This window comes from Vibrio sp. V42_P2S4T144 (genome assembly GCF_009904715.1).
Classification (GTDB): domain Bacteria; phylum Pseudomonadota; class Gammaproteobacteria; order Enterobacterales; family Vibrionaceae; genus Vibrio; species Vibrio alginolyticus.
Genome location: NZ_WXWS01000583.1, coordinates 1 through 11,163 on the forward strand (window position 1 = coordinate 1; position 11,163 = coordinate 11,163).

Below are 11,163 nucleotides of genomic sequence, written 5' to 3' on the forward strand. Positions count from 1 at the left end.
AACATATATTAAATATTTTAGTTCTTTGTAACAGTCGCTGACTTGAGAAAAAATTCGTTGATTTTTCATTTATATCAACCTATTACACTTCTTCTCGCACCATACCATTGATGACAATATTGTTATAACTCACCATCCCAATGACCTCGCCACTTTTAATGACCGGCGCTCTGCTTATGCCAAATCGCTCAAACAAACGGGCACAATATTTTACGTTCATATCTGGTTCGACACACAAAGCGGGCTTGGTCATGATTTCATAAATATTTGTGCGCTGAGGAGAACGATTATTCGCCAGCACCTTTTTGGCGATATCATTCATCAACACGATGCCATATTCATCATTATCATCTCGCTTTTTCACCACCAGCGCTTTGACTTGGTATTTTTTCGCTAGCGTTATGCCTTCGTATACGGTCATCAGTCCATCAACCATTACATACGTTGCCGCCATAACATCTCGAACTCTAATTATCGTTTGATCACTCATAATTCATCCTCGACTACTTTGGTCAATGTCTCGACTTGATGCGCGACACCGACTGCATCTTCAATATCGATCTGAATAGCAATCCCCTGTCCCGACTCTCTGTCAAATTCACCAACCTCATTAATGGTTTCTAATATGTGTCGAGAGAGATGTTCCTCGACCACAAACAGCAGCACATCTTTTTGCACTTCTAGCGTTAAACCAAAAAACGTTCGCTTTTGATTTAAACCTTGCCCGCGAGCATTGTTAATCACTGTTGCACCGGTCGCACCAGCATCGCGTGCAGCGTCCAACACCTTGTCTGTTTTGCTGTCTTCAACAAACGCAAGTATCAATTTAAAGCGCATTTTCTTCTTCCTCCGAGACGTTTTTATTCAGCCACTGGGTTATTTGCGCATAGCCCATCACAGAGATCATAGGAAATAGACTGGCAAACGCGATCAAGCCAAAGCCATCAATCATTGGGTTTCTTCCAGGGACGGTCGAAGCAAGCCCTAACCCTAATGCAGTTACAAGTGGGACAGTGACGGTAGAAGTTGTTACGCCTCCAGAATCGTAGGCGAGTGGAACAATAAGCTTAGGAGCGTAAAACGTTTGAATCACAACGACGATGTAACCCGCGATGATGTAATAATGAATGGGATCGCCCACGACAATCCGGTAACTCCCTAATGCAATACCAATTGCCACCCCAAACGCAACGGCTACGCGCAAGCCGTTAATACTGATACTGCCTCCAGAGACTTGGTTTGCTTTTATCGCTACAGCGATTAAAGAAGGCTCTGCAATCGTGGTACTAAAGCCTATAAAAAAGGCGAAGGTGTAAACCCAATAATAGTCGACCCACATTAAGGCTTTCCCTACCGATACTTTGAACTCTTGTAAAAACTCCGGCGCCGTTAATTGCACAGCCATCGTCTCCCCAAGTGGAAACAACGCCATTTCTAATCCAAGTAAAAAAAGAGCTAACCCGAAAATCACATAAACGAACCCAAGCAAAACTTTCTTAAGGTTGCTAACAGGACGCCTTAACACGGCTAACTGAAAACCAAAAATAATGCTGGCGATGGGAACGACGTCTCTAACGGTCGATAATAAAGTGTCTAGGAAATGATCAATTGAAATCATGTTACGACCATTCCGTAAACCATCACAAACATCATCGGTAACAGCGAGGCAAAAGCAATTAAACCAAAGCCATCCACCATAGGGTTGCGCCCTTTAATAGAAGACGCTAAACCGACGCCCAGAGCAGTGACCAAAGGTACTGTTATGGTGGACGTGGTTACACCTCCGGAATCGTAAGCGACGCCAATAATGGCTTCAGGTGCAAACCACGTCAGTATTACAACGCCTACATAGCCACCAATGATCATGTAATGAATTGGCCACCCTTTTAAGATGCGCAGAACGCCAATAACGATAGCGATCCCCACAGAAAGTGCCACCGTTACTCGTAGCCCTTGTCCATAATCCTGCATGGATTGCTCTGAGTTTGTGATCATCCCTCCTTCTGCCGCAACTTCTGATGCTTCTTCTGCTACCGCGGTTAATGCAGGTTCAGCTATCGTGGTGCCAAACCCCAAACAAAACGCAAAGACTAATAACCAAAACACGCTGCCTTTTTTTGCAAAGGCTTGAGCCATACTCTCTCCGATAGGAAAAAGACCAAGTTCTAGGCCAAAGATAAAAAAGGTTAATCCTAAAACGACAAGCAACAAGCCAAAAAGAATGGAGACCAGGTTGGGCAGCGGCTCTTGCAAAACGACTAATTGGAAAAAAGTGATAACAATGATGATGGGTAATAAGTCACGAGCACTATTGAGGAGCGCTCGAAAAAGCGCAACAAATGCTTCCATGCCTATCCTCCTTGATTGTGCAAACTGATTACGCTCGTTCCAATGAGCGATAACTTCTAGTCTGGCATAGATTTCACTCTTCTACCGTGAATACACTAGCGCCATCTATAACATTTAGTTACATATTTACTAATATGTGAAGTTAATAGCCTCTCTGTCAGCTTGTCACTATCCTAGAAATAATGGTGTTGAGATGATCAAGCTAAGCACAAAACGACTATAATGTTCTAATACGTGTACATTCAAAGAGATAACATGAAGATATTACTCACAGGTGGCACTGGGTTTATTGGCTCGGAGTTGCTCAAGCTGCTATCAACTCACCAAGTTATGCTACTTACACGCTCTCCAGAGCGAGCAAAACAACGCCTACAGCATGCTGATCTGGGTAATATCGAATACCTTGACTCGCTCGAATCGTTCGCCGATCTCAATCACGTTGATGCCGTCATTAATCTTGCAGGTGAGCCTATTGCGGATAAAAGGTGGACCAGCGAGCAAAAAGAAAAAATCTGCAAAAGTCGTTGGAAAATTACCGAGCAAATTGTTGAGCTGATCCACGCAAGTACCGAACCTCCCTCTGTTTTTATTAGTGGCTCGGCAGTTGGCTACTATGGTGATCAACAAGATCATCCGTTTGATGAGTGCTTACATGTTAATAGCGACGACTTTCCTCACGAGGTTTGTGCAAAGTGGGAGCAAATAGCTAAGCGCGCAGAGTCGGAACAAACACGGGTTTGTCTAATGAGAACTGGCGTGGTACTCGGCCTTAATGGTGGTGCGTTGGCAAAGATGCTATTACCTTACAAGCTTGGCGTAGGCGGCCCACTTGGGAACGGTAATCAGTACATGCCTTGGATTCACATCCTAGATATGGTCCGCGCCATCATGTACTTGCTTGAAACACCACATGCTCACGGTGCATTCAATATGTGCGCCCCCCATCCTGTGACTAATCGTATATTCAGCGGCACACTAGCTAAAACGCTAAAACGTCCGCATATCTTGTTCACGCCTAAATGGGCGATGGAACTCCTAATGGGAGAATCTTCCTGCTTATTGTTTGATAGCATGAGAGCCAAACCCAAAAAACTCACCGAACTGGGCTTTAAATTTAGCTACTCCAGAATAGAGCCAGCACTCAAGCACTTGCTTCATGACCGGAGCTGATGAATGATGGCTCCAATCAATGTTTCTGAGTCTTAAATTAAATTATGAAAAAGTCGATTCTTATTACGGGTTGTTCAACCGGCATCGGTTACGTGTGCGCTCACGCCCTACAAAACAAGGGATTTAATGTCATTGCATCTTGTAGGAAAGAACAAGATGTCCAGCGCCTAATTAATGAAGGGCTAACCTGCATCAATCTAGACCTAAATAGCCCAGAAAGCATTTCTTCGGGCGTGAAGCAAGCGCTAGAGTTAGCAGAAGGTAAGCTTTACGCAGTGTTCAATAATGGTGCCTATGGTCAGCCCGGAGCACTGGAAGACTTACCCACCGAGGCTCTTCAAGATCAATTTCAGACCAACTTTTTTGGTTGGCACCAGTTGGTCAGAGAGGTGCTTCCTCATATGCGCCAGCAAGGCGAAGGACGCATCATACAAAACAGCTCTGTTCTTGGTTTTGCCGCAATGAAATACCGTGGCGCCTATAATTCATCAAAATTTGCCTTAGAAGGCTGGACAGATACGCTCAGGCTAGAGCTTGCGGATACGAATATCAAAGTGGCATTGATAGAACCAGGACCGATCGAAACTCAATTTAGAAACAATGCATTACGAGCCTTTGAGAAGTGGGTTGATATTGAATCTAGCCCCCATCGTCATGCTTATGAAGGACAAAGAGAGCGACTCAACAACGACAAGTCTAATAATCGATTTGTTTTGCCTGCAGAGTCTTGCATCGCACCAGTTCTTCATGCATTAACTAGCGTTTCACCGAAAATTCGTTATCGAATTACTACACCGACTAAATTATTCGCAGTCTTGAAAAGACTATTACCAACCCGTGTACTTGATAAAATTTTGCGACAGGCTGCATAAAAAAGTTTTGTCGAAATGTAATTTCACCGTAACAATGTGATGTCATTATGAACATGTAGGTTAAAAAAACCTCAACTAAACGAATCAATTTCTACGCAATTCAGCGGGGATTCTTTCGCCCAAAGTGATTGAGTTGCTTAGATTTGGTATCGCCACCCATTACGTTTTGTAGCAATGTTTATACTACTGCGAGGCAACAATGACATTAAATCAGCTTAACTGGCTTAGTGTGGGTGTAGTGTTGACCATGTTCATCCTATTTTGATACCGCACTAACAAATAGCATTAGAATTGCGCTGCTTCGGCAGCGTTTTCTTTTTATCTAACACCTGAGCAGCAATAACCTCACTCTATTACCTCACGTTTTCTCAAAATAGAATGATTCATTATTGATGGTGAATGTCGCTTGAATTTCACCTAAATCAACTCCATATCTAATATCAACGACAAGACACAAGGCAAGGATACTCTGATGCAATCCCCATTTATCGTTGAGATAACAGAACAGAACTTTCGCGAAACGCTTGAAGGATCAATGAACACGCCCGTTTTGATCCACTTTTGGGCCAACGCTCAACCAGAAAGCGCACAGATACTCCCTGAGTTGCAATCTCTTGCTCAACAGTACAACGGTGCATTTACGCTTGCTCTACTAAATTGTGAAGATCAGCCCGCTTTAGCGTCTCAATTTGGCGTGCAAGTATTGCCAACTATCGCGCTGTTTATAAATGGTCAAGCCGTCGATGGTCTAGGAGGCCCCCAGCCAATTGATGCCATTGCTACCATGCTACAAAAGTATTTGCCAAGCCCAGATGAACAACTATTAAAACAAGTCAGTGAACTTCTTCAGCAAGGTGAGCATGCTCAGGCTTTGAGCATCATCCACACTTTGCCGCCAGAGCTGCAAGAGCGTGGTGATGTGAAACTCGCGATGGCTGATTGTTTGCTAGAAACCAAACAATTTGATATTGCCCAAGAACTACTGAACGCTATCCCTCTCGAGTATCAAGATAACTACTACAAGAGCCTAATAGCCAAGCTCGAGCTGCATTTGCAGGCTGCAGATAGCCCTGAGTTACAGCGACTAGAACAAGCATACGCAGCAGACATGGCAAACTTCGAACTCGCTTGTGAATTGGCGGTACAATACAACCAAGTTGGTCGGGATGAAGAAGCGTTGGAACTGCTGTGGAATATTCTTAAAAAAGACTTGGGCGCCCAAGACGGTGACGTGAAGAAGACTTTTATGGATATTCTCAGTGCACTAGGTCAAGGTAACGCATTAGCAAGCAAATATCGTCGCCAGCTTTACTCAATTTTGTACTAAGCGCCGCATTCTTCTAAGAATAAGACAACAAAGGCCGGGATTTCCGGCCTTTGTTTTTTGTTAGAAGTCGCTATACAACGTTGGTGCTGCTGGCGGATACTCTATTGGTTGCCAACGATCATTAAAGGTGTACTTGGCATAAAGCATGAAATGGTTTGGTGTATAAAACTCAGAACGTTGTACATCGACTAACGCACCAAGATACCAACGTTTGCTGACTCGCTTTTCCACCGCCGCTTGCAACGACGTACCAAAACCACCACCCTTGTCTGACTCCGCTACTGTCGATAAGTATGGCGCGTCTTCCTTAGTCCAAGAGTTAGAGACGGATGCACTCAATTGATATGACCAAGAACTGTTGTATCGGCCATAAAAGTTGATAGGTAAAGACACCGAGAAGTAACTTTGCGGGCTGTAGTAGCCACCGTGACCTAGCGTGTACTCACCCAGATTTTTGTCGTAATCAAGGTACATTAAGTTCGTACCTATACTTAAACGCTGGTCATCCGTTGCAATTAACTTGTAGTACGCTCCACCTAGCACGCCTAAACGAGTGTTGTCCTCAACCTTTTCACCAGTCAAAACATGATACTGCAAGCTACTCCAAAAACCGTAAGGGCCACCAATGTCCCAACTTGAGCTCAACTTCACACCAGTACGAGCAACTCCGCCCCATTTAGTCCCTTGAGGGTCAGTCGTGCCGCTAGGGACAGACATTCCAGCATAAGAAAGCGCGCTACTGGTCTCAGGGCGACGCGAAGCTTCTGCCGTCCAACCGAACTCACCCAGGTCCCCATTGATGCGCACACCACCAACCCATGTGGTATGGTCGAAACCAATTGGTGTCGTGCCGATATCGACCAACCAATCTTCAGCCTGCCAGCCCACTCCAAATGCCATACCTGATGCGTCATTTTGGAACGAAGTGCTGTCAGAATCGGTGGTTTTTTCATAATAGTCCAACTGACCTGAATCGATAGAAACATAATCGGCTTTTAGCAACAGGTGCCCATCCCAGCTCTCTATCGGGATTCGGGCTTCTATGGGCACTTGATTCGAAGTATTACGGCCATCTCGTGCACTGTAATCCCAGCCAATCATGACATGCCCATCACTCCGATCATGCAGTTTATCGATGTCCGATTTGACGTTACGAGTCAACCAGTAGTCGTCAGCAGTATCATATAGCTCGCGTAAGCTTAGGGGTTCTTTTTTCGCCTCTTCAGGTTCACGATTTTTATCCATTCGGTCACGATTTAAGGCTTGATAGGCGCGTGTTTCAGCTAACGCCCACTGTTGATTTTCCATTGCTATAGACATGCTATTGCGAAATGCTAATGCGTCAGCATCAGGCATCGCATCCAACAACTGATTTAGCGCATTAGCGTCATTTCGATAGCCTTGTTGATTAAACACCGCGGCCACTGTCATCAACTGTGCCGCAGTTAAGCTATCGCGCTTTTTATTCAAAATGAGGTGCATGTCGTGATACGTCGCTTCATACCCAGTCAAAGCACTAGCTTGCAACATGCCAATTTCTGCTTGAGTTTTAAATGGCTCAGGCTTTAAAGAAACTTGTTCATACAAATCCAACGCAAGCTTAGGCTGTTGATTAACCAGCATCAGATCCGCTTGACTCAACAGTCGACGGGTTTTGAGTTCATCAAGCTGTAATGCTTCCGAAGCACTTAAATCTTGTGTTGCGGAATTTAATGCTAAGTCCGCGTACCAACGATCAAAATCTTCAAAGTGATTCAAGCTTACCATCATGCTGCCGTAAGCCAGTTTGTCATCGGTTGACCAATCTTCTGAAAGCGAAATGTTTTGGAAAATCCTCTCAGCTTCCTTAACTTCATCAATGTCTAACCACGCACTCACTAGACGAGCGAGCGGTTGAATTTGACCTTGATAATCCGACTCTAGCGCACGTAATATCGCCATTACTGATTCGGGAGAAGCTAAGTAACGCGTTTGAATGTCTCTCAACTGAGCATCAAGCTTCAAGCGGGTTAAATTGCGCTGCATTGCGTCTGTCATGTCATGTTGTGCGATACTCTCTAGCTCAGCGATGGCCTCATTCACGTTGAAGTCCTGCGCGAGATAAAGCGCGTAAGCAAATTTCATTTCAGGGTCATTACTAGATGTAGCCCAATCGGACATCAGCGTATCCGCGCGTACTTTGTCGCCCATTGAATGAACCACGTCAGCAATATCAAGCCTTAACCATGGGGAGGTTGGCTGTAGCGCAATCAATTCCTCTACGGACGCTTTCATCGTTGCCTGATCATTTTGAGCGATTGCGATCCGCAGACGAGTCAAAATAACTTCCGACTTGATGCTCGCTATTTTTTCAGCGACCACTTTCTGCTGTGGGGCTGAGTAACTGCGCGCGAGTGCTTCCGCGCCAGACCAATCTTGCTGCTGAATACGAACATCTAAGCGACCACGCAATGCAGAGCTATTGCTGCTATCCAGTTGCAAAGCTTGTTTGAAAACCTTCTCTGCCGCGGCATAATTTTCTTGTACCAGATACAAAGAGCCTAATGATGAATAAGCATAAGGTTGGGATTTATCTACTTGAATCGCTTTTTGATAAGCGCTTTCTGCTTGCTTAAACTGGCCTTTTTCGACCAAGGCATCACCTTGATCAAGATACGCCCAATATTGAGAAGTCTCGATTAGCGCTGCCCATTTTGAGGCCGAGTCAGGATTATGATCTAAGTGCTGAGCCTGTTTAAAGTATCCGAGCGCTTTTTGTTGCTGCCCTCTACGTAGATAAACCTTACCCATAGCACCAAGCAATTCAGGATCTTGCGGACGAGTCGTCAACGCATAACGCAGCTGAGCTTCTGCTTGGCCGGTTTTATCTTCCTCGAGCAACGCTAACCCTTTGAGCTTGGCGAGATAAGTGGGGTCTTTGCGTAGTTCCTTTTCCTTTTTCCAGCGATCTTTCGCGCTTTGATTCGCTCTTTGTATCTCCATGTCAGACGGGTAGTAGCTAGCTAAGATGGCATATTGCTGAACAACTTGATCTGAAATAGGCAATTGATCCAATGCACGCAACCACGACGTTGCCGCATTTGTTCCAACCGAAGGAGCAAGCGCTAACTTTTTATAGGTATCGAGAATCCATGGATCAGCAGGATTCTCTTTGCGAATGTGGTTGGCTAACGCGAGTTGAAAAGACGGAACACTAGGATAATTTGCATTTAAACGTTCCAGTCCCTGTTTTACCGAGCTCCAACTGCCTGGCAAATTACTTTGCAACTGTAGGAATTCCAGTTGTAACGCTGGTGATGGCATTCCATTTGGGAAAAGGGCTTTGTAAGCTTGAATCGCTTCATCGTAACGACCAGATTTTGCAAGCAACTGAGCGCGCTGATAATCCGCTCTTTTCTCTCCCTGAATAGCCATAATCGATGACAAGTTTTTCGCTTGAGTCGAATGAGGCGCCTGTCTGATTAAGCGCTCAAATACCGGTTTTGCTAATTCTGGCTGCTTACGTTTCAGATACATATTCGCTTGATAGAAAAGCCCCGTTGGATTGCTTTCTTCAATCGCGAACAGCCTCTCCAGAGTACTCTCGACAATATCATCTCGGCCAATCGCATCCGCCAGTTTTAGCTGCTCAACCAACCACTCAACCGAGTCAACTCGTGCTAATGATGTGGAAAATTGAACCAGCTCGATAGGCTTGTAGACCTGTGCGAGCTGCGACTTTGTCAGAGGTTTTGAGCTAAAGCTTTCTGCATGCACAGTGCCGACGCCACCAGCCGCCAAAGCAACCAGTGGAATCCACCATAACACGCGTCCTGTTACTGACATCTCTCGCTCCATACAGGAAGCAATTCACCTTGCACACCAAAACGGTAACGTTCTTCATGCCAACCAAGCCCAAATAGACTTAATACGTTGTCGTAATAATGATCGTTTTTGTCCACCACAAGTTCATTTTGAGCACGACGAAACTGCGTCTCCAACAGCGTAGATTCACCAGAAGCCGCGAGTAACGGAAGAGCCGCAGCAGAAAAACCTGCGCTTCCTGCTTGGGTATATTTACCCGTTTCAGTATTTACTTCTCTCGCTGGCGCACCAAGGGCTTTGGTTGCCGCGACAAACGGCTGCATTTTTTGTACTAATACTGCTTTTTCTGAAACTTGGTCATTTAGCATACCCGCCCAAAGATAAGTGCGGATCGCGTTGTAACTGCCCATCGGCCCTGTAACCACATCTGAGCTATAACGACCATTTCTCAATGCTGCCCAGTCTGGGCTAAAGCCAGCTGGCATCGTTTTCTCTAGCATGTGAACACTTGCCTTGTACATTGAATCCCAGTTGTATTGCGGGTACAGCGACTGCATACGAGCAATCAGTTGTAACGGAACATAACTCGGATTCACACGGTACTGGCCGTCGGCATCAAAGCCCGTTGGAGCTGGCAACAATACCGTTCCAACTCCCGCTATGTTGACGGTTTCTTCACGTAAAATACGACTCGCGATCAGATGTCCAAGGGTCTGATAGTAGTAGTTATTCCATAATCTTCCCGCCTCAACAAGGGAGTAAGCTATCCACAAATCTGAATCTGACGCTGGGTTAGAATCCAAGACTCCGAACTGACCATTTTCTTTTCTTCCCCACAACCAAGCAGGAAGCCTTGCCGTCAAATCCCCACCAGCCAAATGTGATTGAGTCCATTTTAAAACCTGATCGAAGGTTTTAGGGTCATTGGCAACCAAGGCAAAGAACAATGCGTAAGATTGACCTTCCGAGGTCGTAATCATACGCTCATCACTGCCATCAACGACTCGGCCTTGCTCCATGTATACCGACTTAAATGTTTCCCATTGTGGCCACTCGCAGGTGTTAGCCCACAAGTAAGGAGACACGAACAACATAAGGAACGAGATGAGTTTTTTCATTATTCCTCTTCCTCAGTTTTTTCTAAACGTCTAGACGCGACTTGACGTAATACGCGCCAAAGCACAATGGTTACGATCACCACTAGCAAGGCGGCAAAGCACGCAACGATGACTGGGTGATTAGAGAAGTGATACCAAACGAGCTGCCACACAGGAAGCTTACCGACATAGTAGTGCGAACCCACGTTGTAGCTTGCTACTTCGTTATTTCTCAACGTCACTACCGAGCCAAACATGCGCTCCACTTTACCGGAGTCAGCCAACGCGCGATCAACCGACGCAAAATCTGACGGGTGAGCCGCCATAATAGAAATGACGCTGCGTTTTTTCGTAAATGGCGATTCTGCACCATAAATAGCAGCAAAAGAGCCTTCTGCCTCGACAGAAACATAATCTGCGGCGGCTTGACGAGCATCACTTGGACTCATCCAGTTCATTCCGAGCTGCTTTTCATTTTTGCTTGGCAGGCGAATTTGTCTCTGACCTTCTTTAACCACTAAGTTAACTTGGTCAGGGTTATTAG

At 45.4% G+C, this 11,163-nt stretch carries 10 protein-coding genes; 3 read left to right on the forward strand and 7 right to left on the reverse strand.

Annotation, left to right across the window (positions count from 1 at the left end; translation table 11 throughout):
• Nucleotides 1-82 precede the first annotated feature (82 nt).
• Genes CAG68_RS19205 through CAG68_RS19220 form a run of 4 tightly spaced genes read right to left on the reverse strand, consistent with a single transcriptional unit; the run spans nt 83 to nt 2,349 of the window.
• Nucleotides 83-490 carry a CBS domain-containing protein gene (locus CAG68_RS19205; protein ID WP_054728932.1) on the reverse strand — a complete coding sequence of 136 codons (408 nt, stop codon included), beginning with the start codon at nt 488-490 and terminating at the stop codon, nt 83-85.
• Nucleotides 487-837, reverse strand: coding sequence for a P-II family nitrogen regulator (locus CAG68_RS19210; RefSeq protein ID WP_005382084.1), 351 nt, complete (start codon nt 835-837; stop codon nt 487-489). Before CAG68_RS19210 ends, CAG68_RS19205 begins: the two co-directional genes overlap by 4 nt.
• On the reverse strand, nt 827-1,618 hold the full coding sequence (locus CAG68_RS19215; RefSeq protein ID WP_005382078.1) for a DUF1538 domain-containing protein: 792 nt from the start codon (nt 1,616-1,618) through the stop codon (nt 827-829). The genes CAG68_RS19210 and CAG68_RS19215 overlap by 11 nt, the downstream gene beginning before the upstream one ends.
• Nucleotides 1,615-2,349 (reverse strand): DUF1538 domain-containing protein, encoded by a 735-nt coding sequence (locus tag CAG68_RS19220; protein ID WP_017634823.1) that lies wholly within the window; start codon nt 2,347-2,349, stop codon nt 1,615-1,617. Before CAG68_RS19220 ends, CAG68_RS19215 begins: the two co-directional genes overlap by 4 nt.
• Before the next feature lie 255 nt (nt 2,350-2,604).
• Here CAG68_RS19220 and CAG68_RS19225 point away from each other — a divergent pair, with 255 nt between their 5' ends.
• From CAG68_RS19225 to CAG68_RS19235, 3 genes are all read left to right on the forward strand, one after another.
• The gene (locus tag CAG68_RS19225) at nt 2,605-3,519 is read left to right on the forward strand and encodes a TIGR01777 family oxidoreductase (protein ID WP_047102894.1); all 915 of its coding nucleotides are present in this window, start codon (nt 2,605-2,607) and stop codon (nt 3,517-3,519) included.
• A 44-nt stretch (nt 3,520-3,563) separates the two neighbouring features.
• Entirely contained in the window at nt 3,564-4,391 is an 828-nt protein-coding gene (locus CAG68_RS19230; protein WP_064353702.1) for an SDR family oxidoreductase, read from the forward strand.
• 472 nt (nt 4,392-4,863) lie between these two features.
• A complete protein-coding gene (locus CAG68_RS19235) occupies nt 4,864-5,718 on the forward strand; it encodes a tetratricopeptide repeat protein (RefSeq protein ID WP_161441526.1) in 855 nt (284 codons plus the stop codon).
• A gap of 60 nt (nt 5,719-5,778) precedes the next feature.
• Here the strand turns inward: CAG68_RS19235 and CAG68_RS19240 are convergent, their stop codons facing one another.
• The 3 genes from CAG68_RS19240 to CAG68_RS19250 form a co-directional block, all read right to left on the reverse strand.
• Nucleotides 5,779-9,543: a cellulose synthase subunit BcsC-related outer membrane protein gene (locus CAG68_RS19240; protein ID WP_161441527.1), complete on the reverse strand. Its 3,765-nt coding sequence runs from the start codon at nt 9,541-9,543 to the stop codon at nt 5,779-5,781.
• On the reverse strand, nt 9,534-10,640 hold the full coding sequence (gene bcsZ, locus CAG68_RS19245) for a cellulose synthase complex periplasmic endoglucanase BcsZ (RefSeq protein WP_161441528.1): 1,107 nt from the start codon (nt 10,638-10,640) through the stop codon (nt 9,534-9,536). The genes CAG68_RS19240 and bcsZ overlap by 10 nt, the downstream gene beginning before the upstream one ends.
• Nucleotides 10,640-11,163 (reverse strand): cellulose biosynthesis cyclic di-GMP-binding regulatory protein BcsB (locus CAG68_RS19250; RefSeq protein WP_202600007.1); only part of this gene is annotated, 524 nt, incomplete at its 5' end. The genes bcsZ and CAG68_RS19250, both read right to left, overlap by 1 nt.

What these genes read in the sequence shown, in the direction of transcription:
- CAG68_RS19235 (WP_161441526.1), top strand. Translation starts at nt 4,864, where the DNA reads ATGCAATCCCCATTTATCGTTGAGATAACAGAACAGAACTTTCGCGAA.
- CAG68_RS19210 (WP_005382084.1), bottom strand. Translation starts at nt 837, where the DNA reads ATGCGCTTTAAATTGATACTTGCGTTTGTTGAAGACAGCAAAACAGAC.
- CAG68_RS19230 (WP_064353702.1), top strand. Translation starts at nt 3,564, where the DNA reads ATGAAAAAGTCGATTCTTATTACGGGTTGTTCAACCGGCATCGGTTAC.
- CAG68_RS19215 (WP_005382078.1), bottom strand. Translation starts at nt 1,618, where the DNA reads ATGATTTCAATTGATCATTTCCTAGACACTTTATTATCGACCGTTAGA.
- CAG68_RS19220 (WP_017634823.1), bottom strand. Translation starts at nt 2,349, where the DNA reads ATGGAAGCATTTGTTGCGCTTTTTCGAGCGCTCCTCAATAGTGCTCGT.
- CAG68_RS19240 (WP_161441527.1), bottom strand. Translation starts at nt 9,543, where the DNA reads ATGTCAGTAACAGGACGCGTGTTATGGTGGATTCCACTGGTTGCTTTG.
- CAG68_RS19225 (WP_047102894.1), top strand. Translation starts at nt 2,605, where the DNA reads ATGAAGATATTACTCACAGGTGGCACTGGGTTTATTGGCTCGGAGTTG.
- CAG68_RS19205 (WP_054728932.1), bottom strand. Translation starts at nt 490, where the DNA reads ATGAGTGATCAAACGATAATTAGAGTTCGAGATGTTATGGCGGCAACG.
- bcsZ (WP_161441528.1), bottom strand. Translation starts at nt 10,640, where the DNA reads ATGAAAAAACTCATCTCGTTCCTTATGTTGTTCGTGTCTCCTTACTTG.